At 28.6% G+C, this 24117-nt stretch carries 23 protein-coding genes and 8 tRNA genes; 22 read left to right on the top strand and 9 right to left on the bottom strand.

Features of this window, described 5'->3' with window-relative positions:
• Window positions 1–15 precede the first annotated feature (15 nt).
• Window positions 16–1638, top strand: a complete 1623-nt coding sequence (locus ABIV_RS03100) for an EAL domain-containing response regulator (RefSeq protein WP_114838503.1) — start codon at window positions 16–18, stop codon at window positions 1636–1638.
• Between the two features lie 2 nt (window positions 1639–1640).
• Here ABIV_RS03100 and gmk read toward each other — a convergent pair whose 3' ends face one another.
• Genes gmk through rpsB form a run of 5 tightly spaced genes read right to left on the bottom strand, consistent with a single transcriptional unit; the run spans window position 1641 to window position 5613 of the window.
• The gene (gene gmk / locus ABIV_RS03095) at window positions 1641–2258 is read right to left on the bottom strand and encodes a guanylate kinase (RefSeq protein ID WP_114838502.1); all 618 of its coding nucleotides are present in this window, start codon (window positions 2256–2258) and stop codon (window positions 1641–1643) included.
• The gene (locus tag ABIV_RS03090) at window positions 2258–3040 is read right to left on the bottom strand and encodes a hypothetical protein (protein ID WP_114838501.1); all 783 of its coding nucleotides are present in this window, start codon (window positions 3038–3040) and stop codon (window positions 2258–2260) included. The genes gmk and ABIV_RS03090 overlap by 1 nt, the downstream gene beginning before the upstream one ends.
• 2 nt (window positions 3041–3042) lie before the next feature.
• Window positions 3043–3729, bottom strand: a complete 687-nt coding sequence (locus tag ABIV_RS03085; RefSeq protein WP_114838500.1) for an ABC transporter ATP-binding protein — start codon at window positions 3727–3729, stop codon at window positions 3043–3045.
• A gap of 35 nt (window positions 3730–3764) precedes the next feature.
• Window positions 3765–4808, bottom strand: a complete 1044-nt coding sequence (tsf, locus tag ABIV_RS03080; protein ID WP_114838499.1) for a translation elongation factor Ts — start codon at window positions 4806–4808, stop codon at window positions 3765–3767.
• A gap of 1 nt (window position 4809) precedes the next feature.
• A complete protein-coding gene (rpsB, locus tag ABIV_RS03075) occupies window positions 4810–5613 on the bottom strand; it encodes a 30S ribosomal protein S2 (RefSeq protein ID WP_114838498.1) in 804 nt (267 codons plus the stop codon).
• Window positions 5614–5837: 224 nt separating this feature from the next.
• Between rpsB and ABIV_RS03070 the strand changes: the two genes are divergently transcribed.
• From ABIV_RS03070 to ABIV_RS03020, 11 genes are all read left to right on the top strand, one after another.
• On the top strand, window positions 5838–6263 hold the full coding sequence (locus ABIV_RS03070) for a rhodanese-like domain-containing protein (protein ID WP_114838497.1): 426 nt from the start codon (window positions 5838–5840) through the stop codon (window positions 6261–6263).
• Window positions 6264–6339: 76 nt separating this feature from the next.
• Window positions 6340–7290, top strand: coding sequence for an AAA family ATPase (locus ABIV_RS03065; RefSeq protein WP_114838496.1), 951 nt, complete (start codon window positions 6340–6342; stop codon window positions 7288–7290).
• Window positions 7291–8124, top strand: a complete 834-nt coding sequence (locus ABIV_RS03060; RefSeq protein WP_114838495.1) for a DUF58 domain-containing protein — start codon at window positions 7291–7293, stop codon at window positions 8122–8124.
• Window positions 8121–8510, top strand: coding sequence for a hypothetical protein (locus tag ABIV_RS03055; protein WP_114838494.1), 390 nt, complete (start codon window positions 8121–8123; stop codon window positions 8508–8510). Before ABIV_RS03060 ends, ABIV_RS03055 begins: the two co-directional genes overlap by 4 nt.
• Entirely contained in the window at window positions 8503–9417 is a 915-nt protein-coding gene (locus ABIV_RS03050; protein ID WP_114838493.1) for a vWA domain-containing protein, read from the top strand. The genes ABIV_RS03055 and ABIV_RS03050 overlap by 8 nt, the downstream gene beginning before the upstream one ends.
• 10 nt (window positions 9418–9427) lie before the next feature.
• A complete protein-coding gene (locus ABIV_RS03045; protein WP_114838492.1) occupies window positions 9428–10285 on the top strand; it encodes a hypothetical protein in 858 nt (285 codons plus the stop codon).
• A 100-nt stretch (window positions 10286–10385) separates the two neighbouring features.
• The gene (locus ABIV_RS03040; protein ID WP_114838491.1) at window positions 10386–11357 is read left to right on the top strand and encodes a helix-turn-helix domain-containing protein; all 972 of its coding nucleotides are present in this window, start codon (window positions 10386–10388) and stop codon (window positions 11355–11357) included.
• Between the two features lie 104 nt (window positions 11358–11461).
• Window positions 11462–13531 carry a TonB-dependent siderophore receptor gene (locus ABIV_RS03035; protein WP_114838490.1) on the top strand — a complete coding sequence of 690 codons (2070 nt, stop codon included), beginning with the start codon at window positions 11462–11464 and terminating at the stop codon, window positions 13529–13531.
• Between the two features lie 44 nt (window positions 13532–13575).
• The gene (locus tag ABIV_RS03030; protein ID WP_114838489.1) at window positions 13576–13878 is read left to right on the top strand and encodes a hypothetical protein; all 303 of its coding nucleotides are present in this window, start codon (window positions 13576–13578) and stop codon (window positions 13876–13878) included.
• A 9-nt stretch (window positions 13879–13887) separates the two neighbouring features.
• A complete protein-coding gene (locus ABIV_RS03025) occupies window positions 13888–15462 on the top strand; it encodes a PepSY-associated TM helix domain-containing protein (protein WP_114838488.1) in 1575 nt (524 codons plus the stop codon).
• The gene (locus ABIV_RS03020; protein ID WP_114838487.1) at window positions 15459–15959 is read left to right on the top strand and encodes a hypothetical protein; all 501 of its coding nucleotides are present in this window, start codon (window positions 15459–15461) and stop codon (window positions 15957–15959) included. Before ABIV_RS03025 ends, ABIV_RS03020 begins: the two co-directional genes overlap by 4 nt.
• A 17-nt stretch (window positions 15960–15976) precedes the next feature.
• Here ABIV_RS03020 and ABIV_RS03015 read toward each other — a convergent pair whose 3' ends face one another.
• From ABIV_RS03015 to ileS, 4 genes are all read right to left on the bottom strand, one after another.
• On the bottom strand, window positions 15977–17260 hold the full coding sequence (locus tag ABIV_RS03015) for a UDP-N-acetylmuramoyl-L-alanyl-D-glutamate--2,6-diaminopimelate ligase (protein ID WP_114838486.1): 1284 nt from the start codon (window positions 17258–17260) through the stop codon (window positions 15977–15979).
• Window positions 17241–17834, bottom strand: a complete 594-nt coding sequence (locus tag ABIV_RS03010) for a hypothetical protein (protein WP_114838485.1) — start codon at window positions 17832–17834, stop codon at window positions 17241–17243. Before ABIV_RS03010 ends, ABIV_RS03015 begins: the two co-directional genes overlap by 20 nt.
• Window positions 17834–18112 carry a NifU family protein gene (locus tag ABIV_RS03005; protein ID WP_114838484.1) on the bottom strand — a complete coding sequence of 93 codons (279 nt, stop codon included), beginning with the start codon at window positions 18110–18112 and terminating at the stop codon, window positions 17834–17836. The genes ABIV_RS03010 and ABIV_RS03005 overlap by 1 nt, the downstream gene beginning before the upstream one ends.
• A 112-nt stretch (window positions 18113–18224) precedes the next feature.
• Complete coding sequence (gene ileS, locus ABIV_RS03000) at window positions 18225–20954, bottom strand: isoleucine--tRNA ligase (RefSeq protein ID WP_114838483.1); 2730 nt, start codon at window positions 20952–20954, stop codon at window positions 18225–18227.
• A gap of 384 nt (window positions 20955–21338) precedes the next feature.
• Between ileS and ABIV_RS02995 the strand changes: the two genes are divergently transcribed.
• The 10 genes from ABIV_RS02995 to ABIV_RS02950 all read left to right on the top strand — a co-directional run bounded on the left by ABIV_RS02995 (window position 21339) and on the right by ABIV_RS02950 (window position 24049).
• On the top strand, window positions 21339–22697 hold the full coding sequence (locus ABIV_RS02995; RefSeq protein WP_114838482.1) for an FAD-dependent oxidoreductase: 1359 nt from the start codon (window positions 21339–21341) through the stop codon (window positions 22695–22697).
• A gap of 73 nt (window positions 22698–22770) precedes the next feature.
• Window positions 22771–23247, top strand: a complete 477-nt coding sequence (locus tag ABIV_RS02990; protein WP_228254329.1) for a CinA family protein — start codon at window positions 22771–22773, stop codon at window positions 23245–23247.
• A 58-nt stretch (window positions 23248–23305) separates the two neighbouring features.
• Window positions 23306–23381: transfer RNA gene (locus ABIV_RS02985), tRNA-Lys, on the top strand.
• A gap of 16 nt (window positions 23382–23397) precedes the next feature.
• Window positions 23398–23472 (top strand) — tRNA-Glu (locus ABIV_RS02980).
• A gap of 8 nt (window positions 23473–23480) precedes the next feature.
• Window positions 23481–23556: transfer RNA gene (locus tag ABIV_RS02975), tRNA-Val, on the top strand.
• Between the two features lie 12 nt (window positions 23557–23568).
• Window positions 23569–23645, top strand: a tRNA-Asp gene (locus ABIV_RS02970).
• Between the two features lie 16 nt (window positions 23646–23661).
• Window positions 23662–23737 (top strand) — tRNA-Lys (locus ABIV_RS02965).
• Between the two features lie 16 nt (window positions 23738–23753).
• Window positions 23754–23828, top strand: a tRNA-Glu gene (locus ABIV_RS02960).
• 31 nt (window positions 23829–23859) lie between these two features.
• Window positions 23860–23935 (top strand) — tRNA-Val (locus tag ABIV_RS02955).
• Window positions 23936–23972: 37 nt separating this feature from the next.
• Window positions 23973–24049, top strand: a tRNA-Asp gene (locus ABIV_RS02950).
• Window positions 24050–24117: the final 68 nt, after the last annotated feature.

The following is a 24117-nucleotide window of genomic DNA, read 5'->3' as shown; positions in this document are numbered from 1 at the left end:
ATGGAGTAAGTCTTAATGATAGAAAATGTCGCAATTTTAAAAAATATAACAATTCTTTATGCGGAGGACGAAGCTGCATTACGAGAAATAACACTTAATATCTTAAAAGGCTTTACCAAAAAACAACTTGTTGCTGAAAATGGTGCGCAAGGGTTAGAACTTTTTAAAGAACATGAATCAGAAATAGATATTATTATTACTGATGTAAATATGCCTATTATGAATGGCCTTGAAATGATTAGAGAGATTAAAAAAATCAATCCAAACATTCCAATTATCGTAGCTACTGCTTTTTCAAATACAGAATATTTATTAGAAGCAATTGATATAGGTGTTGATAAATATGTATTAAAACCTATTGATATGAAAAAACTTCTTCAACTAATGAGTCAATCATTACTGTACCATGAATTAAAAGATTTATATGTTGATAACTTAACTCATCTTCCTAATAGAAATAAACTAAAAAAAGATCTTGAGATAACAGAGCAAGGTCTAATGGCAATGATTAATATAGATAAATTTTCTACTATTAATGACCTTTTTGGTGAAACAAATGGAGATAAAGTATTAATTGAATTTGCTGATTCATTAAGAAAGTTTTTTAATAAAGAAGATTTTAGAATTTACAGAATTGAAGCTGATAAGTTTTTAGTTGTAGCGAATGAATTTAATACAGATGTTCAAGACCTATATGAACTATGTAAAAGTTTTGAAAATTATATAGAAGAAGATCCTGTTTATATCGATGAACATGAGATTGATTTAAATATCACAATTGGTATTGCAAAAAGTGAAAATGCCAATGCCTATAAATATGCACAAAGAGTTGTCTCTTATGCAAGAAGAAAATTTGAACCAATTCTTATTTATGATGATTCATTTAATATTCAAGAATCATTTGAAGAGAATATCAAATGGATTAAAAAGATTAAAAATGGTGTTAAAAATGATAACTTTAGAGGGTATTTTCAACCAATTGTAAATACTCAGACAAAAGAAGTATATAAATATGAAGCACTTATAAGATATATAGAAGATGATGGAACTGTTGTTAGTCCATTTCAATTTTTAGATATTGCAAAAAAAGCTAAGCTTTATCCTAATATCATAAAAATTATGATTAATGAGGCTTTTAATTTAATTATTAAAAAAGCAAAAAGAGTAGCTGTAAATATCTCTTTTGAAGATATTGCAAGTGATAATACTATGTCTTATATTTACTCTGTTATAGAAGAGAATAAAGAACATGCACATCTTTTAGAATTTGAAATTTTAGAATCAGAAGAGATTTCAGATTTTTCTGAAGTATTTAAATTTATTGAAAAAGTAAAATCTTATGGTTGTAATGTTGGGGTTGATGACTTTGGAGCTGGATACTCAAACTTTAATATGCTAGTAAATTTAAAAATTTCATATGTAAAAATAGATGGTAGTTTAATTAAAAATATTGATTCATCAGAAAATCAAAAAATTATTGTAAAAACAATTACAGAATTTGCTAAGAGATTCGGTTTTGCAACAGTTGCAGAGTTTGTTTCAAGTGAAGAAATTTATAATCAAATTAAAGAAATTGGAGTTGATTACTGCCAAGGGTACTACTTCGATGCACCTTTAAGTTTTGATCAGATTAATTAAGACTAGTTTCCTAACCAGTTCTTAATTAACTCATCTTTGTCAAATAGCTTAGATTTTATTCTAGCTATTTTTGCAATAGAGATTAGCTCATTACTTGCTTTTTCTAAATCATCATTTTCAATAAAATAATCATACTTTTGAAATGATTTGATTTCATATTTTGCATTTTCAATTCTTCTAGCAATTACAGCACTTGTATCTGTATCTCTATTAGTTAATCTTCTTTCTAACTCATCTAAAGATGGTGTTGTAATAAATACAGAGGTAACTACTTTTTCTAGTTTTTTTCTTACTATTTCATGTCCTTGAACATCAATATCAAAAATCACTAATTTACCTTCTGATAAAGCCTCTTTTATTGGTTTTAACGAAGTTCCATAGTAATTTCCATGAACTTCTGCCCACTCTAAAAATTGACCATTTTTAATATCTTCTTCAAAATCCTCTTTTCTTACAAAGAAATAGTCAACACCATTTTGTTCACCCTCTCTTGGTTCTCTTGTTGTTGTAGAAATAGAGAAATAGTAATCTTCAATATTTTCATAAACTTTTTTTAAAAGTGTTGACTTTCCACAACCACTAGGTCCTGAAAGAATTAAAATAGCACCTTTTTTATCCATTAGTTATCTACCTTTAAACTTAATCTAACATCTATATCTTCACCATTAGAAAGTCTATCAATTACATTTTGATTAAACTTTTGTAAAAATGGTTTAAGCTCTTCAATTGAGTAATTATTTAATAATACTTTGATAGGTTGCTCTTTATCATCACTATTATCTAAATTAAATTCATATTCACTTACTTCACTTAAAGCATCATCAATAATTTCATTGATATCTTTCCAATCATTTTCAGTAACTAATACTTCTCTTTCAATCTCTTCATCATGTAGAATATCACTAATTTTACTTAATTCACTATTATCTAGGATTCCACCTTGATTTAAAGAGGCAATACTTACTATTGATTCATCATTCTCTTCTTCTATATTATAAGCAATATCATCGGCTAAGGATTCGACATAATTTGCTACAACTTCTTCTTCATTTGCAGCGTTTTTTATGTCTTGTTTAGTAGTATCATCTTCTTTTATATACTCAATTTGTTCTGAAAGTAACTCTTCTAGTGTAGTTGGTAAAAAAGGTCTATTGATTATAAAATCTCTTGATTTTTCAAAAGGAAGCTCTTCACTTGTAATTGCAGCAAGTTTTTTTGTATGTCTTTTTAAACTATTAAAATCATCATTAATAAACTCTTCATCAACAATGATAAGATCATATACTTCCTCTTTTTCAAAAGAAGTACTATCTTTTATAATAACTTCTAAATCTAGTTTTTTACATACAAGTTTAAATATTTTTTCAATTATTGGAGTCTTTGTAATTAGTATCAAGTCCATATTTATTTCAACTCCTTTAATTGAAGGTTTTCTAATTTATATACTTTATTACACTGATTAGCTAAATCAGTTTCATGTGTTACTAATATTAATGCTGCATCATTCTTTTTAATATAGTCAAATAGTGTATCCATAACTATTTGAGCTGTATCTTTATCTAAATTACCAGTTGGTTCATCTGCAAATATAATTTTGGGTTTTTTTGTAAGAACTCTAGCAATAGACAATCTTTGCTGTTGTCCTCCACTTAGTTCTCCAACTCCTTGATTTAATACAAATTCAATATTAAGTTTTTTTAGAAGTTCATTATCAACTTCTTCTTGACTTAATAGTGTTGCAATCTTTAAATTATCACTTGCAGAAAAACCACGAAATAGATAATGTGCTTGAAATATTATACCAAAATCTTCTCTTCTTATATTTAAAAGTTCTTTTTTCTTTAATTCATATAAGTCTTTATTATTATAGATTATTTCACCTGATTTAGGTTTTAATAAAGAGGATAAAATATTAAGTAGAGTTGATTTACCACTTCCACTCATTCCAATTATAGAGATTGATTCTTGAGTTTTTACTTTAAAGTTAATATTTTCAAAAAGTTTGTAATCAAATTCGTGAGATAAATTTTTTGCTTCTAGCAAAGTAGTATGTTCCGTAATGGGTGATATATTATCTAATTGTTCACCCATTACTTCATCTTCATTATTATTTACTAAAATAGTAATTAGTTACCCATTTGAGCAGCTACTTCAGCAGCGAAATCTTCTTCTTTTTTCTCGATACCTTCACCAAGCTCAAATCTTACATACTCAACGATTTCAATTGATGCATCAACAGCTTTAATAGCTTCTTCAACAGTCATTGAATCATCCATAACGTAAGTTTGTGATAATAATGCATGAGTTCTATCTAATTGAGAGTTATCTTCAATCCATCTAGAAATTTTACCAGCAACGATGTTGTCAATAATTTTTTCTGGTTTACCTTGAGCGATTAACTCTTCTCTCATCTCATTTCTTGCAGCTTCTACTGCATCATCAGTTAATTGTTGTTTAGAAACAAATTGAGGGATATTTTTTAAAGGCTTTCCAAGTCTTACTAACTCTTCATTCTCTTTTTCAATATCAGCAATAATTGCTTTGTTTTCTGATTCAATAAATTCAGCATCTAAATCAGTATAAGAGATTACAGATGGTTTCATTGAAGCTGCGTGCATTGCAACTTTTTTTAGTAAATCAGCAGTTTTTTCTTTTGCAGCATCATCACATTTAGCAGCAAGGATAACCCCTACTTTCCCCATGTGAACATATCCATTTACAACAGTACCTTCAACTGTAATAACTTTTCTTGCAACTAAGTTTTCACCGATAACTGCAATTTTTTCATTTAAAAATGTAGTAAACTCTTGACCTTCAATTGAAGAGTTAGCTAAAGCTTCTGCATCATTTAAATTATTATCTTGAACGTGAGTTGTAATTTGATTAGTTAATGCAATAAACTGATCATTTTTAGCAACGAAGTCAGTTTGAGAGTTAACCTCAGTCATTGAAGCTTTTGTATTATCTTCATTAATTAAGATAGTGATTAAACCTTCTGCTGCAACATTTCCACTTTTCTTAGCTGCTTTTGCTAAACCAGCTTCTCTAAGAAATTTCATTGCTTCTTCAATGTTTCCATCACACTCATTTAATGCATTTTTACAATCAAGCATTCCTGCACCAGATTTTTCTCTTAACTCTTTAATTAGTTTTGGAGTTGCTCCTGCCATATTATGCTTCCTTTGTAGTTTCTTCAGTTTCTACTGCTTCAGCTTCACCTTCTGCTACAGCTTCAGCAACTACTTCTTGTGCTTCTTCAGCAGATACTGGAGCAACTTCTTCACCAGTTTCATCAGCTAAAGCAGCTCTACCTTCATTCATAGCTTCTGCCATTTCGTTGCAGAATAATTGAATTGATCTGATTGCATCATCATTTCCTGGAATTGGGAAATCTACAACATCTGGATCACAGTTTGTATCTAAAGGAGCAACAACTTTAATTCCAAGTCTTCTAGCTTCTTTAATTGCAATTTTTTCTTTTACAGCATCTAATACGAACATCATATCAGGAAGTTTGTTCATTTCTTTAATACCACCAAGGTATAACTCTAACTTCTCTTCTTTTCTTGTAAGCATTAAAGCTTCTTTTTTAGTTAGAAGGTCTAATTGTCCTTCTTCTCTCATTTTTTTAATAACTTCTAATTTTCTAATTGATTTTTTAATAGTTCCGTAGTTTGTTAACATACCACCTAACCATCTATGGTTAACGTATGGCATACCACAAGAAATAGCAGCTTGTTTTACAGCTTCACTAGCTTGTTTTTTAGTACCAACAAAAATCATTGTTTGACCTTCTGCTGCTGCATCTCTAACTACATTATAAGTATATCTGAAATATCTTAATGTCTTTTGTAAATCGATAATATAAATATTTTTTCTAACACCGAAAATGAATTTTTTCATTTTTGGATTCCATCTTCTTGTTTGGTGTCCGAAGTGTACACCACACTCTAATAGGTCTTTCATTGTAACCATAGTTTTTTCCTTGTTTTAATTTTTTAGGGTTTTTTAGCCTCTGTGCCCCTTAATGGCAAGTTTGTAACTTGTCACAACCCATACCAGGATTGACACATGTGACTTTCTATTTTAGAAATAGAGTCGTGATTTTAGCTAATCAATCTTTAATTCTACTTTAAATGATTTTTCATAAATCTTTATGATATAATACTTTTAAAAAATAATAAAAAAAAGGATTTTTAATGAAAAGTTTTAAATTTTTAAGCCTAGCTATTTTATTTATCTTATTAAATAGCACATTCTTAAATGCACAAGTAAAAAGTATAGATGTAAAAGAACTTATAGAACTTAAACAAAAAGGTATAAAAATTATTGATATTAGAAAACAAAAAGATATCAAAGAGACGGGAATTATACCTAGTTCATATAGATTAAGTTTTTATAAAAAAGATGGAACTATTAATAAAGAAAAGTGGTTAAACTCTTTTATAAATTTAGTTGGAAATACTAATATAAAATTTGTATTAATTAGTGAAGATGGGGAAAAAGCAAAACATGGTGCAGAACTATTATATGAGAAAAAAGGATATATCTATCCCTTATATTTAGAAGGTGGGATTAATGCTTGGATTGATGCTAAAGAAAAAATAGTAAAAGTAAAAAAATAAATATCCTTTTTTAGAATTCAAGTTTAAAAAACATAACTTTTGATAAAATACTTCAATTTTAATATGAAAGAGAAGAATGCTTAATAGTAAAATAGAAGAAATTAAAATTGAATTATCAAAAGTTATCGTTGGTCAAAATGAGATGATTGATGCCCTACTTATTGGGTTATTTACAAATGGTCATATCCTTTTAGAAGGAGTACCAGGTCTTGCAAAAACAACTACAGTAAAAGCTCTTGCAGATATTATAAACCTTAATTTTAAAAGAGTTCAATTTACTCCTGATTTATTACCAAGTGATATTATTGGTGCACAAATTTATGATATGAAAACAGGTGAATTTAAAATAAAAAAAGGACCTATTTTTACAAATCTTTTACTAGCAGATGAAATAAATAGAGCTCCTGCAAAAGTACAATCTGCACTTTTAGAGGTTATGCAAGAAAGACAAGTAACAATAGCAGAAGATAGTTTTAAAGTTGATTCTCCTTTCTTAGTATTAGCAACACAAAACCCCATTGAACAAGAAGGAGCATATACACTTCCTGAAGCACAGCTTGATAGATTTATGTTTAAAATTGTTGTGGGATACAACACAAAGGAAGAAGAGTTTGAAATAGCTAAAAGAGTTACCTCAACACAAAGTATTTCATTAAATAAAGTTTTAGATAAAGAGACTCTATCTTTAATAAAAGAAGAAATTGCAAAAGTTCATATAGATGAAGAGCTTGAAAAATATATTGTAGATATTGTTTGTGCAACAAGAGAACCCAAAGAGTATGGTTTAGAAGAGATTGCTGATTATATTCAATTTGGAGCAAGTCCAAGAGCTACTATAGATATGTTTAAAGCAGTTAAAGCAATGGCTTACATTAGAGGAAATGATTATGTAAGTCCTATTGATATTGCTCTTGTAGTAAAAGCTATTTTAAGACATAGAATTATTCTAAGTTATGAAGCAGAAGCTATGCAAAAAACTACAGATGAATTAATTCAAAAAATCATGGAAAAAATAGATATCCCTTAGATGAATCATAATTTAAGAAAAATCCTAATTAAAACAAAAAGAGAAGTCTTTTCAGAAAATATTGGAAATAACTCTACTTTACTAAAAGGTGAAGGTTATGACTTTTTAGAATTAAAAGAGTATGAGTATGGAGAAGATATTAAAAATATTGATTGGGTAATTAGTGCAAAATTCAAAAAACCATATGTGAAAGTTTTCCATGCACAAAGAGAGTTAAATATTTCAATTGTTCCTATTTTAAGTGGTTCTGTATATTTTGGAACTAAAAAATTCAAACAAGAGCTTATTACGGAGATTTGTTCAATTCTTGCTTACTCATGTATTAAACAAAGTGACCCTTTTAGTTCATATATTGCAAATGAAAACCTTCAATTACTTACAAAAAAATCAAAAAGAAATTTTGCAGTAAATAAAATGTGTGAAGAGATTTTTAATTATAAATCTATTGGAAAACAACAAAAAATAAAAACTATTTGTGAAGAACTTTTTTTAAAAATAAAAAAGAGATCTACAATATTCTTAATAGGAGACTTTTTTGATATAAAAGAGTTAGATTTAAGAACATTAAATAAAAAACATGAAATCATAGTAATTATTATAAGGGATAAATTTGAAGAAAAACCTGCAAACTTAGGAAATGTAAATTTAGTTGACCCTGCAAATGGTTATAATTTTGATGGGAATATTAATAACTCTTTAATAAAAAAATATGAAGAAGCAGTAAAAGAAAACGACCACTATTTATATGAACATCTACAAAAGTGTTCAATTAGATTTGTAAAAATATATACCCATGAAGAACCTCTTGCAAAACTTTTAAGGCTAATGAGATGAATCAAGAGATTAAACTACACGATATAAAGAGTCTTGTTGAAATTCCTGATTTCTCATTTTATCTTTATCTTCTCTTATTAAGTATTGCTATCTTAATTGTAGTTCTTCTTATTTATTTAGTTTATAAACTTTTTAAAAATAGAAAAAAAGATGAAAGAAAAACATATTATGAAATATTAGAAAATGTTGATTTTAAGCAAGCAAAAAAAAGTGCCTATGAAATTACAAAATATGGAAAACTTTTAGCTAGTTCTGATAGAGAAAAAAAGTTAATTGAAGAGTTAATTGAAGAGCTCGAAAAATATAAATATAAAAAAGAAGTAACTTCTATAGATAATGAAGTAAAAATCTTATTTAATAGATTTATGGATAGTGTTGATGTTTAATTATTTACTTTCTATAAGATTTGAATACCCTTATTTACTAGTTTTGATATTACTTTTTGTTATTTGCTCTTTATATTGTAAAGCTAAAATTCCAACATATATTGTTCCTCATTTAACAATATTTTCAAAAACACATACAAATACAAGTGCCATGCAGACTCTTTTAAAAGCGCTTGTTATTTTAGGTACTATTTTTGCTTTGGCTTCACCTTATAGAAATTTTGATACTCAAATTATTAAAAATGATGGGATTGATATTGTTCTTAGTTTAGATACAAGTGGTTCTATGAATGAATTGGGTTTTAATCCTTTAAACCCTATGGAGACTAGATTTACAGTTGTAAAAGATATTGTAAAAGAGTTTATTCCTAAAAGAGTAAAAGATAATATATCAATTGTAGTTTTTGGAAGTTCAGTAATGATGGCAACACCTTTAAGTTTTGACAAAGATGCACAACTTGAAATTATTGATTATCTTGATGTTGGTATTGTAGGAGATAAAACTGCACTTATTGATTCTCTTGTTTCTTCAACAAATATACTAAAATCTTCTAAAGCTAAATCTAAAGTTATCATCTTATTAAGTGATGGAGCAGATAATGCAAGTACAATTCCTTTAGAAATAGCACTTAAACTTCTAAAAAAATATTCTATTAAAGTTTACACAATAAGTATTGCAAACTCAAATAAAATAATTCTTAACCAAATTGCTATGCAGACAGAAGGAAAATCATTTTCAGCAAATTCAAAAAATAAATTAAATGAGATTTATGAAGAGATTAATAAACTAGAAAAAAGTGAAATTGATAATAATAAGCTTACATTTAAAAGTTATTTATTTTTCTATCCACTATTTTTAGCTATCATATCACTAATCATTCTGATTTATTTAAAAAACAGAGAATAAGGGCATTTTTTTGGAAAAAAAGAATACGGAAAAATTAAAAGAAGTACTAAGTCAAACTATCTCAAAAGAGAATATTGAAAAGAAGCTAAAAGAAAATACAAAATCTAGTGATAGACCAAAGACTTCTTCAAACACTAAAAAGCAAAAAACAATAAACCCAGCCCACTCTATTCCTAAAGTTAGCCCACAAGCAAAACCTAAAATCAGAAATACAAATAAAATCAGATTTATAAACTATATTGTTTATTCTTTATCATTGATTATAATTATTACTCTTAGTGCTATAATCTACTATCTTCTTGAAAAAAAGGTTTTAGAAACTGAACCTAAAGTAGTAGAAAAAGAAGTAATAATTGAAAAAGTTGTAGAACAACAACCTAAAGAGATTGAAGTAATAAAAGAAGTTGAAGTAGTAAAAGAGAAAGTAGTTACAAAAGTTGTTGATTTAGATAATAAAAACTTTAGAAAGTTTTACTATACACAAAAAACAAAAATTTTAAGATGTTATGATTTTAAAGCAGATAGTTCTCTTTTAACAAAAGAGTGCCAAGAGAGAATTACTAACTTTGTAAAAAATACTAAAAATCTTACAAGAATAGAAATTATTGCAGTAGTTGCAGATGAAGATAATGTAGTTTATAATGAAATAAAAGATGATATACAAAATCAACCCAAACATGTACAAAAAAGAGTTAGAGAGTATTTAATAAGAGGTTTCTCAAGAGAAAGAGTAATTGAAACTGCTTCTTTTATTAGAGACAATCTAAACGAATATGCAGTAGTAACTCCTACAAACTATTATGTTAAATCAGCAAAAGATAATAAAGGTGTTATTATAAAAGGTTTTTATACAACTGAAAGTAAATAATAACTTCGTTGAAAACCTTAATAACAAGCAATAAATAGCTATTAAATAATATTTAAATATACATTTGTTTTTTTAAAGAAATAACTGTACAATCCATTTTATGGACAAAATTAGTAAAATTGAATACTTTGATATCTTTGAAGAGATAAAAACAATCAAAAATCCTTTTTCAAGAGAAAACTTTATATGTAATGTTAAACCTGAATATGGGTTAGGCAATTATGTTGGCTATGATTCAGGAAGTGGTATTGCTTTTTTTCTTAGTAGCTTTTTATTAAACCAAAACAAAATCTTAATTGAAAGATCAAATGTTGCAGGTGCAGTTTTAATTTTTAATCTTGGGAATAACTACTCTTTTACCTTTGAGGATAACTCAACTTTTGAACTTAAAAAAAACTCTTATTTTTTAGGCTTTTGTTCAGATAAATTTCTTGTCGATGTTAGCATAAAAAAAAGTGCTAAATACAATATGTTAACAATTGGAATTAAAGAAGAACTATTTTTAAAACTTGCTCATAATCTAAAAAACTTAAATGAAAAGATGAAAGAAGCTAAAAATAAAAATTATGCAATTGTTGAAGGGGGTCAAATAGACCCTGAACAAAAAGAGATTTTATCTGCCTTTTCTAAAAAATCTAAAGATGAATACTTACTTACAGATTTAAATCTTGAATCAAAAACAATGAATCTAATTGAATACACAATTAAAAAAATAATCTCAAATATAAACTCAACATATAATTTAGATAAAAGTATAATTAACTCTTTAGAAAAAGCAAAAAAACTAATAAATGAATCTTATTTTGAAAACCTTACAATAAAAGAGATTGCATACAAATCAGCAATAAATGAATGTTATTTAAAAAAAGATTTTAAAAAGTATTATGGCATGACTGTATATGAGATGTTACAAAAACAAAGACTTAATAAAGCAAAAGAGCTTTTACAAGAAGATTTTACAGTAAAAGAGGTTTGCTCAAAAGTTGGATATAAACACTTAGGTAACTTCAGTAAACTCTTTCAGCACTATTTTAATATCTCTCCTAGTAAATATAAAAAAGAATTTAACTAATATTTTTCCCTTTCTTATATAAAAAATTCCCTTTTTTGACTTTAATATATTGATAATCATAATCATTAATAGTAATATTCCATAATTTAATAAGGAGTATATTAATGAAATTATATTTTTCTAAAAGAAATATATCAATCTACCTTTCTAGTTTATTAATTGCTAGTACATCATTATTCGCAAATGATACAGAAAAAGAGACAAAAAAATTAGATACAGTAACTATTGTTGGTTCACAAGCTTCAAATTATATAAGTATGGATGAACCTTCTATAAATAGAACAAATATTGATATAGAAGATAGTGCAAAATCTATTCAAATCTTCAATGAAAATTTTATTGAAGATTATCAGCCTCAAACACTAGATGACATAATTAAAATGTCTTCAAACACTACTTATCAAGGTAACAATCATGGAAGAAGTATTGAAATAGGAATGAGAGGATTTTCAAATGTTCCTATTTTAATAGATAGTATGAAAATTACAAATAGTACTGCAAACCAAGAACTATATAATTTACAAGCTATTGAAGTATTAAAAGGTCCAGACTCATTGCAGTATGGAGAGTCAAGTCCAGGTGGTTTAATTAATTTAGTAAAGAAAAAACCTCAAAAACAAGAACATGGAGAAGTTCAACTTAAAATTGATGAACATACAGCATATACTACAAATGCAGATTTTGGAGGAGGTCTAAATAATGATTCATCATTAAGATATCGAGTTGTAACAAGTCTAAAACATGGAGAAGACTATACTAACTCAAATACAGATATAAATAGATTATTTATTGCTCCAACTATTGCATACGATATTAATGATAATCATAGTTTCTCTATTATGGCTGAATATTTAAAAGAGAAATCACCCTCTTCTTTTGGTACATATATAACTAGCAAAGGAAAACTTATAGCTCCTATTGAGAATATTAGCTCAAACCCAGATGAAGAATTCAAAAAAACTCAAAAGATAATAGGTTTTGATTTAGATAGTAATTTTGATACTTGGAACTCTAATTTCAAATATAGATATATTGATTATGTGGGATTTAATGGTGATGTTCATATGCCCTTTGCTTATAATGAAGCTACTGATAAGGTAAAAAGAGTTTATGCTTATCAACGACAAGAGTTTTCAGAGCATGCCCTACAATATACTTTAAACAAAGAGTTAAATATTTTTAATGTAAAAAATAATATTAGTTTAGGTGCTGATTATAATAAAGCTTATTCAAGAACTTTTATGCATTTTGACCCATTTACTGCTTATAATCTTGACTTAAGTAATCCAGATTATGAAGACCTAACTTCTTTATCTGACCATCCAACAGCTAGAGATATGACAAGTGAAAAAATATATAACAAATCTTGGGGTATTTTCTTACAAGATAGTATTCATTTAAGTGATAATTTAATCCTTAATGCGGGAGTAAGATATAGTGAATCAAAACCAAAAGATGGACAGAAAAGTGATGCCTTAACACCTTCATTAGGTTTAGTATATAAAGTTACTCCTAGTACATCAGTTTATGCAAACTATTCTGAATCATTTACTCCAAATACAAATATGGATGAAAATGACAAAATTCTTGACCCTGAAGAGGGGAAAGGTTATGAAATAGGTATTAAACAAAAGTTCTTAAATGACAAACTAAATCTTACTGCTGCAATTTTTAAAATTGAAAAAGAGAATGTTCCTTTAGTACAAGGTCTTGCTCCAAATACATATTATAAAGCAAGTGGAAAACAAGAGTCTCAAGGTATAGAATTTGACCTAACAGGACAAATTACTTCTGATTGGGCAATTGTTGCTTCATATGGTTATACAAAAACTAAAGACTTAGATAATGATAATAATAGACTGAAAAATATTCCAACACATACTGCAAATATTTTTACAACATATCATCTAAGTTCATTTAATCTTCCAAACACATATATAGGTGGTGGTGCTAGATTTTTAGGAAGTAGATATACAACTGATGCAAATGATTTAAAACTTGATTCTGAAATTATTTATAACGCAACACTTGGATATAAAAAAGGAAATTGGAAAGCAAGTTTAAATGTACAAAACTTAACAGATGAAGAGTATGTAGAAGGAGCTATTCTATCTCCAAGAGTATATACGGGTACGCCAAGAACAATTATGGCAACAATAAGCTATAAATTCTAATTATATTTTCAAAGAGTTTTCTCTTTGAAAATAAAAGGTAAAAAATGTTAAAAAATATATACACTTACTTGAATAGCCCTGAAAAAGATGGAAAAAAAATTGGTTTATTTAGAGGAGTCCTTTCTATTATTGGAGGCTTGCTTCTTGCTTATTTGGGAATGACTCTTTTTGCCCTACTTCCTTTTATGGAAGTAAAGGAGGCTGCTATTTTATCAATTATGTTTAATACTTTTGTTTGGGCATGTGCAACTACTTGGATAGCTCTTTCAATATCTAAACTTCAAGCACTATATAGATTTATTATACCTACAAGCCTATTTTCTATAGCACTAATTATTTTATATTAAGGTATCAAAATGGAAGAATCAAAATCAAAATTATTTAAACAAAGACTATTTAGAATCCATATAGCAGCTGGAGTAACTTTTTCTATACTTATGTATATTGCAATCTTTTTTGGAGTATTTGCTATCTTACTTCCTTATATTAAAACTTGGGAAAAACCCTCAAGACATATTGAAAAGGTTGATATTACAAAAATTGATTATAACTACATGATTAAAGAGGCTTTAAAAGAGCCAAATTATCCAAAAAACAATCTAATGATAAATCTTCCCGGAAATATGGAAGACCCAGCTGTTGTTATTACACATAGATTTGCAAAACCTCTTGCATTTAATCCTAAAACAAATGAGAAACTAAATAATGAAACAAAAGAGCAGACTCATTTAGCAGAGTTTTTAAATGAGTTACATTATGGGCAACCTTTAAAAGTAATAGGAAGAGTCTCTTTTGGTTTAGTTGCAGTTGGAACTATGGTTTTAATTATAACTGGACTTATACTTATTACTATAATGAAATTTAAAAATCAAGGGAAAACCCAACAAGCAGTTTTCTCTAAAATCCATGTGAAAGTTTTTACTTGGGCATTTATTCCCTTTTTCTTAATTACTCTAAGCGGTGCAGTGATGAATGTAGGGTTAATAAGTTCAGCTCCTATGGCAAAAATATTAACTAAAGGTGAAGCAAATGCTATAGATGGTGTAGTAGGAACTATTTTATTCCCTCAAGCAAAACCTCTAAAAAAAGCAGAGATAAACCAGCCAATGCTTCCAATAAGTGAACTCTTAATAAAAGCTAAAAAGATTAACCCTCAATTAGATTTAAAACAAGTAAGATTAATCAATTGGAATGATAAAACAGCTCAAGTTGAAATTATTGGTTATAACCCTTATAAACCCTTTTTAAATGGTGGAATCTTTAATAAACCCTCTATAACTTTAAGTGCAACTACTGCTGAATTAATAAAAGAACAAAAAGTTATGGATAAGATTTGGCCTGTTTTTGTTGCAGAAGGACTATTTTTCTTACACTTTCTTTTTGGAATAGATATTTTTTCAAGACTTGCAGTTGCAATTATTATGTCTTTTTGTGCTCTTGCTATTGGCTTTGGGGTAATGCTTTATTTAGAAAAGAAAGCTAAAAAATATGATGGGAAAATCACTTTTTATCATTGGCTTGGAAAATTATGCTTAGCTAGTATGATAGGAGTTATTCCAGCAACTGCTTCTCTTTTTGTATTACAATGGGCTCTACCTTTTGATTTACAAGATAGAGTTTTATGGCAACAAGGAATTTTCTATAATGTGTGGTTGTTTACCCTATTTTGGTCATTTTTTAGAATAAACTCATATAAAGCTTCAAAGGAGTTTTTATTCCTAGGAGGTATCTTATTTATACTCTCTACTTTTTTTCATACTATAAATTCTAATTTTAGTCCTAGTGATTTATATATTAATGGTATGGGAAATATTTTAGGAGTAAATATCGGACTATTATTATTTGGAACTCTTTTAATATATATATCTAAAAAACTTCCTAAAGAAAGAGAAGAAGCAAAACAATTTTGGAAAATAAAGGCAAAACAATGAATAAACTTTTAAAAACAATATTAATATTTTTAATTCCAGCTACTTTATATTCACACTCTTTATTATTAAATATCTTTGATAATCAAGATGGAACGATTACAGTAGAAGGAGTATTTAATACAGGAGAGAGTGCTGCTGGAGCATTTGTAAAACTACAAGCAATTGAATCAGGAGAAATACTTTTTGAACAAAGATTACCTGACTCAAATGAACTTACAATAAAAATACCTAAAGTAAACTATCAAGTTTTACTTGATGGAGGTCCAGGACATATTGTTATAAAAGAAGGAATTCCTCCAAAAGGTGGTTTTGAAAAAGTTGAAGTTGTTAAAGAGAAGAAAAAAGATAAAACTTCTAAAATGAGTGCTGAACTTTCAAGTAGTAAGGCAGTAACTATTTCAATAATAGTTGCTTTTATTCTACTTTTAGCAACTATTTTTATAAGTATAAGAAATACAAATAGATTAATGAATGAACTTCAAACTAAAAGTAGATAAACTCTACTTTTAGTCTCTTAAAGATATTTTAAAACCTCTTCTTTATCACTTAAAGGCATTTTTTGGTCATAAATAATTTGATAAGGTTCATCACCTTTTCCTAAGATTAAAAGTACTGAATCTTCATCTTGTCTTGCAAGTTCAATACCTTTTTTAATAGCCTCTTTTCTATTTACCTCAATATAAAGATTATTTTTATTGTTAATACCCTTACAAATATCTTCAATAATTAAATCAGGGTCTTCAAATCTAGGATTATCGCTAGTTACAATAATAGTTTTTGCAAACTTTGAAGCTATTTGTCCCATAAGTGCTCTTTTCTCTTTATCTCTATTCCCACCTGCTCCAAATACTGTTATTATATTCTTATGATTGAAGCTTTCATATACTTCTTTCATTCCATCAGGAGTATGTGCAAAATCAACTATTACAAAAGGCTTGGTACTAATTGTTTCCATTCTTCCACTAACTCCCGCAAAATTTTCAACAACTGCACATATCTCATCTAAACTATTACTTGTAACCATATCAACTGCGGCAATTGCTGCTGTTAAATTATAGATATTAAAAATACCCATTAAAGTAGAAGAATACGAATACATCTCTTCTATTTTAGAGAACATTACATTTGTTCCATTTTTAAAAGAGTAGGCATTTACTTTATAAGTTGAAGGATTATCTAAAGAGTAAGTTAAAGCATTTGTTGGATTAAACTTAACTACCTTATCATCTTTGTTTATTAGTTTTTTACTATTATCATCAAAGAAAGAGTTTTTAACATTGATATACTCTTCAATTGTTTTGTGATAATCTAAATGGTCTCTTGTAATATTTGTATGAATTTTTAATTCAAACTCTAAGCCCTCAATTCTTTTTTGTTCAATAGCATGAGAACTTACTTCCATTACAAAAAACTGACACTCATTTTCAATTGCTTTTTGAATATGAGCAAAATTTCCAAGCTGAACAGGAGTTGTTAAAGAGTACTCTTCTACTCTCTCATCATTTATAAAAAATCCTCTTGTTCCTTGTAGGGCAACTTTATACCCTAAATCTAAAAGGATAGAATAAATAGCAGCCGCTGTTGTAGTTTTACCATTTGTTCCAGTAATACCGATTACTTTAATAGAACTCATATCAAAATAGTTTTTTAATTCATCTGCTTTAATTATCTTTTCACAACCATTTGCTATAGCAGCCTCTTTAAACTTTTCATTTTGTTTTGAAAGAACAAAAACTGTTCCTTTTACTGCTTCATTTGAATTATCTGTGAAAATTTTATTATTTATGATTAATTGCAAGTTTTTTCTCTTCTAGTTTTTTATAAAGTTCTTCTATTTTAGAATCATATGAAAAATATTCATTAAAGCCATCTAAATATGAATAAGCAGTACTATTAAAATCATTCTCTATTAGCTTATCTACAAAATCAAAAAAATCCTCTTTTGATTCAATTGCAACTTTTGTAGAAAACATAATATCTTCAAAAGCTATTCTAAAAGAACCTCTTGATTCAATAAGTCTTTTAAAATCTTCATATTTAATAGCATCAAGAGAATCTATAGTTGAAGAACTTAAATCCTTAAGTATCTCCATCATCTTATCCATATCACCATCATATGCATTAATTACATCTTCTACATAAGCGATAGCTTCTTCAATATTTTCATCTTTTGCTATTGAAAAATAGTCATATAAGGACATTGCTTTTTGTTCATCTTCACTTGCAATATCACAAAAAAGAGCATAAATAGGATACTCTTTATTCTCTGGAAAGTTTGATGATAGTTGTGAATATATAAATAATGCTTTTTCAAAATTTTTATCTAAAAAATATCTATTTGCTTCATTAAATAATCTATTCTCATTTATCATTAAAGCTCCTGTAAATTATTTTCCATACCTTGTGGTACATTTACAATTTGAAGGTCAGGATGAATTGCAGCTTTTAACTCTTTTTCTACAATGAATTTTAGTGTACTTCCACTTGCACTACATCCTACACATGCACCTTGTAACTGTACAAATACTCTTCCACCTATTATATCTAATAACTCTATAGCGCCACCATCTCTTGCAAGCATTGGAGCAATTCTTGTTTCAATAATATTACTTACTGGTGGTCTTAAGTCTTCATCAGAAAATGGCATCATATCTACTTACCTTTACTCTTTTTATTAACATAAACTATTCCCATAGCAGTAAAAAATATAATTACTGCTATTGTCGAGAATATAAAGTTTAATGTTACTTCAGATTCAAACATTAACTTAACACACTTTCACATCTTGAACAAAGTGTATCTTCACTTTCTGAAGTAAACTTCCAACATCTTGGACATTTTGCTTTATTAGCTCTTGAAATAGTAAATGAAGAACCATCAATCTCAAAATTAGCTAAAGCTTCACTAACTGAAGCTTCTTTAGATACAGAACTTACTAAAAACCAATCACTTGCTTCTATTGCATCTAAAGATAAAATGTCACTTGAATCAGTAACAATTTGTAGCTCTAATGTAGACTTGATAATTTTATCTTTTTTAAGTGTATCAATTGCTTCAGAAAATTTTTCTTTAGCTTTTAATAAAACTTCTTCATTAAGATTAGTTTCAACTACTGGTAAAATTTGTTTTTCAAAATCAAAGATATCTTTTGCATCACCTTTTATAAATTCAGGTGCATACTCTAATAACTCATCCATTGTATAAGTTAAAATACAAGCTAATGTTGAAATTAGTTTTTTCGCAATAATTGCCATTGCACTTTGAGAGCTTCTTCTATGAATATCATTTTTATCATCACAATATAGTCTATCTTTACAAACATCTAAATAGATACCTGATAAATCAACAACTAAGAAGTTATTTAATTTATTTAAACCTTTAGAGAACTCATAAGATGAGAAAGAATCTTCAATTTCATCAAAAACTTTTTTAGCTTTATTTAAAACCCATTTATCTAATTCACCCATTTTTTCAACATCAACAATTGCATCTAAATCATCAATATTTGCTAAAAGGAATCTTGCTGTATTTCTAATTTTTCTATAAAGTTCAGCATTTTGTTTTAAGATATTATCAGAGATTTTTAAATCTGATTGATAATCACTCATTGCAACCCAAACTCTTAAGATTTCAGAACCATACTGTTTCATAACCTTATCAGGAGCAACAACATTTCCTTTTGATTTAGACATCTTTTCACCTTTTTCATCAACAGTGAATCCATGTGTTAAAATCGATTTATACGGTGCTACTTCACTTGAAGCAAGAGTTGTTAAAAGTGAAGATTGGAACCAACCTCTATGCTGATCACTTCCTTCTAAATACATATCTGCGGGGAATGTTCCTGCATCATAGTTTCTAGATCTTAAAACTGCATTTTGAGTAGAACCAGAATCAAACCATACATCTAAAATATCCATAGTTTTTTCTAAATCCTCAGGATTTAATCCACTTCCTGGATATAATAACTCTTCAATTGAAAGGTCATACCAAGCATCACAACCTTTTTGTTCAAAAATCATTGCAGTATAATTTAATACTTTCTCATCAAATATAACTTCACCAGTTTTTTTACTCACAAAGAAGGCAATAGGTACACCCCAATCTCTTTGTCTAGAGATACACCAATCAGGTCTTCCATCAAGCATAGATTTTAATCTATTTCTTCCCCACTCTGGATAGAATTTTAGATTCTCTACAACTTCTAAAGCATTTTGTCTAAGTGTTTTATTTTGTTGTCCATACTCATCATCAATAGAGATAAACCACTGCTTAGTTGCTCTAAAAATAATAGGTTTATGTGTTCTCCAACAATGTGGATATGAGTGTCTAATATCTGTATGTTTTAATAAAGCTTCACCTAACTCTTCTAAAATTAGTTCATTTGCTTTAAATACATGAAGACCTAAATATTTTTCTGTATCATTAAATAATTTTTCTCTTACAATTGTTTCATCATATTTACCATATGCATCAACAGGCATAAGAACATCAAGACCATATTTAAGACCTACTTTGTAGTCATCCTCTCCATGTCCAGGGGCTGTATGTACTGCTCCTGTACCAGCATCCATCTCAACGTGTTCACCAAGGATAATTTTAGATTCTCTTCCGTTTAATGGATTAATTGCATGAGAGTTTTCTAAATCTTTTGGATTTACAGAATCTACAATATCACCTTTTATTACTTCATTTTCTATTAATGAGTTATATAATTTTTTAGCTACAATGAATTTATCACTTGTTAAAACATACTCTTCTTCACCATTTAAAGCAATTCCTGTATTTGCAGGAAGTGTCCAAGGTGTTGTTGTCCAAATAATTACACTTACGTCTAATTCTTCATGTTTAAATGCAACATAAATAGAAGGAGATGTTTTATCTTCATACTCTACTTCTGCTTCAGCTAATGCAGTTTGAGCTGCCCATGACCAATATACAGGTTTGCTTCTTTGAACTAATAAACCTTGTTTTGCAATTGCACAAAGCTCTCTATAAATATTAGCTTCAAATTTAAAGTCCATTGTTAAATAAGGATTATCCCAATCCCCAATTACACCTAATTGTTTAAACTCATCTCTTTGAATATCAATAAATCTTGAAGCATGTTCTCTACATAACTCTCTAATTTTTGATTTAGGTAACTCTTTTTTCTTTGAACTACCAATTTTTTCTTCAACTTTTTGTTCAATTGGTAAACCATGACAGTCCCAACCTGGAACATATCTAACAGATTTTCCATCAAAATAGTGAAATTTAACAATAATGTCTTTTAATACTTTATTTAATGCATGTCCAATATGAATATGTCCATTTGCATATGGAGGTCCATCATGTAGTGTAAATGAAGGAGCACCTTTTCTATTCTCTTTCATTCTGTCATAAACTTTTGAATCATCCCAAAATTTATATCTTTTAGGTTCATTCTGTGGTAAGTTTCCTCTCATTGGAAACTTAGTATTTGGTAATAGTAAACTCTCTTTATAATCCATTTTCATACCTTAATTAACTCAATTTCTATAGTCTTTATATAAATCGCCGATTATATCCAAAGGATATTTAATTTTGTATAAGTCAATAAAACTACAAAAATAATAAAGAATTACTCTTTTTATAATTTATAGTTATAAATCTATTAAAAATGCTTTTTTGTACAAAAAGTGTACATTAAAAAAATTTATTAAACATTGTAAGCTTTTTTAGATATCATATGTACATTTATTGAGTACAGAAAAAATTGAAGAAAAAACAATAAAATGTTACTATTACGCATATTTTCTTTAATGGAAAGTCTCTTTGCCAAAATTATAATACAAACTCAAGTTAAATGTGTTAATATTTTTTGCAAAAATAAACTATGATAGGAATAAATTATTATGAGTACAAAACATTATCAGGTTGCAATTATAGGTGGTGGTATCTCTGGTGCTGCACTTTTCTATGAAATCGCTAGATATACAGATGCAAAAAGTGTATGTATCTTAGAGAAATATGACGATTTAGCAACATTGAACTCTAAAGGAACAAGTAACTCTCAAACTATTCACGTTGGAGATATTGAAACAAACTATACTTTAGAAAAAGCTAAAATCACTAAAAGAACTGCAAAAATGATTGAGAAGTTCTGTTTACAGTATGGACTTCAAGATAAAATTATGTTTGCTCACCAAAAAATGGCTTTAGGTGTAGGTGAAAAAGAAGTTGAATTTATTAAAAATAGATATGAAGAATTCAAAGAATTATTCCCTTATTTAGAGTTATGGGACAAAGAAAAACTAAGAGAATTAGAGCCTTTATTAGTTTATGCTGATAAAGAAAGAACAAAAGATAGACCTGAACCAATTTTAGCAATGGGTACACAAAGTGAATATACAACTGTTGATTTTGGTGAAATGACAAAAGAATTAGTAAAAGCTGCAAAAGAGCAAGAAGATGTTGAAACTGACGTTTATTTCAACGCTAGAGTAGATGAGATTGAAAAAGTAGGTGATAAGTATAAACTTACAACAACAAGTGGTTCAGTATTTACTGCTGACTTCGTTGTAGTTAATGCTGGTGCTCACTCTCTACACCTTGCACACAAAATGGGATATGGAAAACATATGGGATCTTTATCTATGGCTGGGTCTTTCTATATTACAAATGGTACATATTTAAATGGTAAAGTTTATATGGTTCAAAATCCAAAACTTCCATTTGCTGCACTTCATGGAGATCCTGATATTCTTTGTGATGGAAAAACAAGATTTGGACCTACTGCTTTAGCATTAGCAGTTCTTGAAAGATATAAAGGTGGTAAATCTTTCTTCGAATGTTTAAAAACTATGAATATTGGTGGAGATACTATCAAGATTTTCTGGGATTTATTAAAAGATTCTGATATTAGAAACTATGTATTCAGAAACTTCTTATTTGAGGTTCCTGGTATCAACAAAGGTTTATTTGTTAAAGATGCAAGAAAAATCGTTCCTTCATTATCTACAGAAGATATTGAATATGCAAAAGGATTTGGTGGAGTTAGACCACAGGTTTTAGATAAAAAAGAGCAAAAACTAATGTTAGGTGAAGCTTCTATTAACCCAGGTGGAGGAATCTTATTTAATATGACTCCATCTCCAGGTGCTACATCTTGTTTAGGAAATGCAGAAAGAGATATTAAAATTGTTGCTGAGTATCTTAACTTAACATTTGATGAAGATAAGTTCTTAGATGAATTAACTGATAAAGAAGACTAATAGGATTTTTCCTATTAGTTACTCATATTTATAACTATATATAATGTATACAAATCTATTCACTCAAAAAGATATGATAGATTTTCAAAATCTATTAAAAACCCACAAAAAAACAATCACAACAGCAGAGAGTTGCACAGGAGGATTAATTGCCTCAAAAATAACTGAGATTGCAGGATCATCAAATATATTCAATGGTGCAGTTGTTACTTACTCTAATGAAATAAAATCACAAGAATTAAATGTAAAAGAAGAGACTCTAAACAAATTTGGTGCTGTTAGTATTCAAGTTGTAGAAGAGATGTTAGAGGGTGTAATAAAAAAATTTAATGCTGATTATGCAATTGCAGTAAGTGGGATAGCAGGACCAGATGGTGGAACAAAAAACAAACCAGTAGGAACAGTAGTTATCGGTATTATGGGAGCTAAAGAAGGTAAAGATATCGAAATTTGTCACTTTTCAGGAAGTAGAAATGAAGTTCAAATTCAAGCGGCAGAGAAAAGTTTGAAAAAAATTTCGAAATTTTTTCAAAAAACCCTTGACAAATAAAAAAAAACCTATTATAATTCCAGTCCATTTTAAGAAGAACAACTTCTAAAATGCGTTTGACCCGTTAGCTCAGCTGGTAGAGCATCTCCCTTTTAAGGAGGTGGCCGAAGGTTCGAATCCTTCACGGGTCACCAGTTTTATTTTATTTATGGCCCCTTCATCTAGCGGTTAGGATTCATGGTTTTCATCCATGCCACAGGAGTTCGAGTCTCCTAGGGGTCACCATAAAATAAGGTCGATTAGCTCAGTTGGTAGAGCGCTACCCTTACAAGGTAGATGTCAGTGGTTCGAGTCCACTATCGACCACCATTTATAAATGTTGCGGCTGTAGTTTAGTTGGTTAGAATGCCTGCCTGTCACGCAGGAGGTCGCGAGTTCGAGTCTCGTCAGCCGCGCCATTTTTTTATAATATTTGACCCGTTAGCTCAGCTGGTAGAGCATCTCCCTTTTAAGGAGGTGGCCGAAGGTTCGAATCCTTCACGGGTCACCATTTCGATATTTAAATTGGCCCCTTCATCTAGCGGTTAGGATTCATGGTTTTCATCCATGCCACAGGAGTTCGAGTCTCCTAGGGGTCACCATTTAATGGCAAATCCATTTTAAATATCAATTGGTCGATTAGCTCAGTTGGTAGAGCGCTACCCTTACAAGGTAGATGTCAGTGGTTCGAGTCCACTATCGACCACCATTATTGCGCTAAGGCGCTTTTTTTTTGCTTTTAGTGAGCGGCTGTAGTTTAGTTGGTTAGAATGCCTGCCTGTCACGCAGGAGGTCGCGAGTTCGAGTCTCGTCAGCCGCGCCACTTTTTTATTTACACATTTCTTACATTTTTTATCATTTATTTATTTTATTTCAGATATTCTTTTTTGT

Source organism: Halarcobacter bivalviorum (assembly GCF_003346815.1).
Classification (GTDB): domain Bacteria; phylum Campylobacterota; class Campylobacteria; order Campylobacterales; family Arcobacteraceae; genus Halarcobacter; species Halarcobacter bivalviorum.
The sequence above is the reverse complement of the archived record's forward strand: the minus strand, read 5'-3'. Positions and strand labels throughout refer to the sequence as shown.

Coding starts and splice junctions, on each gene's coding strand:
- ABIV_RS03100 (WP_114838503.1), top strand. CDS start 16: ATGATAGAAAATGTCGCAATTTTAAAAAATATAACAATTCTTTATGCG.
- gmk (WP_114838502.1), bottom strand. CDS start 2,258: ATGGATAAAAAAGGTGCTATTTTAATTCTTTCAGGACCTAGTGGTTGT.
- ABIV_RS03090 (WP_114838501.1), bottom strand. CDS start 3,040: ATGGACTTGATACTAATTACAAAGACTCCAATAATTGAAAAAATATTT.
- ABIV_RS03085 (WP_114838500.1), bottom strand. CDS start 3,729: ATGGGTGAACAATTAGATAATATATCACCCATTACGGAACATACTACT.
- tsf (WP_114838499.1), bottom strand. CDS start 4,808: ATGGCAGGAGCAACTCCAAAACTAATTAAAGAGTTAAGAGAAAAATCT.
- rpsB (WP_114838498.1), bottom strand. CDS start 5,613: ATGGTTACAATGAAAGACCTATTAGAGTGTGGTGTACACTTCGGACAC.
- ABIV_RS03070 (WP_114838497.1), top strand. CDS start 5,838: ATGAAAAGTTTTAAATTTTTAAGCCTAGCTATTTTATTTATCTTATTA.
- ABIV_RS03065 (WP_114838496.1), top strand. CDS start 6,340: ATGCTTAATAGTAAAATAGAAGAAATTAAAATTGAATTATCAAAAGTT.
- ABIV_RS03060 (WP_114838495.1), top strand. CDS start 7,291: ATGAATCATAATTTAAGAAAAATCCTAATTAAAACAAAAAGAGAAGTC.
- ABIV_RS03055 (WP_114838494.1), top strand. CDS start 8,121: ATGAATCAAGAGATTAAACTACACGATATAAAGAGTCTTGTTGAAATT.
- ABIV_RS03050 (WP_114838493.1), top strand. CDS start 8,503: ATGTTTAATTATTTACTTTCTATAAGATTTGAATACCCTTATTTACTA.
- ABIV_RS03040 (WP_114838491.1), top strand. CDS start 10,386: ATGGACAAAATTAGTAAAATTGAATACTTTGATATCTTTGAAGAGATA.
- ABIV_RS03035 (WP_114838490.1), top strand. CDS start 11,462: ATGAAATTATATTTTTCTAAAAGAAATATATCAATCTACCTTTCTAGT.
- ABIV_RS03030 (WP_114838489.1), top strand. CDS start 13,576: ATGTTAAAAAATATATACACTTACTTGAATAGCCCTGAAAAAGATGGA.
- ABIV_RS03025 (WP_114838488.1), top strand. CDS start 13,888: ATGGAAGAATCAAAATCAAAATTATTTAAACAAAGACTATTTAGAATC.
- ABIV_RS03020 (WP_114838487.1), top strand. CDS start 15,459: ATGAATAAACTTTTAAAAACAATATTAATATTTTTAATTCCAGCTACT.
- ABIV_RS03010 (WP_114838485.1), bottom strand. CDS start 17,834: ATGATAAATGAGAATAGATTATTTAATGAAGCAAATAGATATTTTTTA.
- ABIV_RS03005 (WP_114838484.1), bottom strand. CDS start 18,112: ATGATGCCATTTTCTGATGAAGACTTAAGACCACCAGTAAGTAATATT.
- ileS (WP_114838483.1), bottom strand. CDS start 20,954: ATGGATTATAAAGAGAGTTTACTATTACCAAATACTAAGTTTCCAATG.
- ABIV_RS02995 (WP_114838482.1), top strand. CDS start 21,339: ATGAGTACAAAACATTATCAGGTTGCAATTATAGGTGGTGGTATCTCT.
- ABIV_RS02990 (WP_228254329.1), top strand. CDS start 22,771: ATGATAGATTTTCAAAATCTATTAAAAACCCACAAAAAAACAATCACA.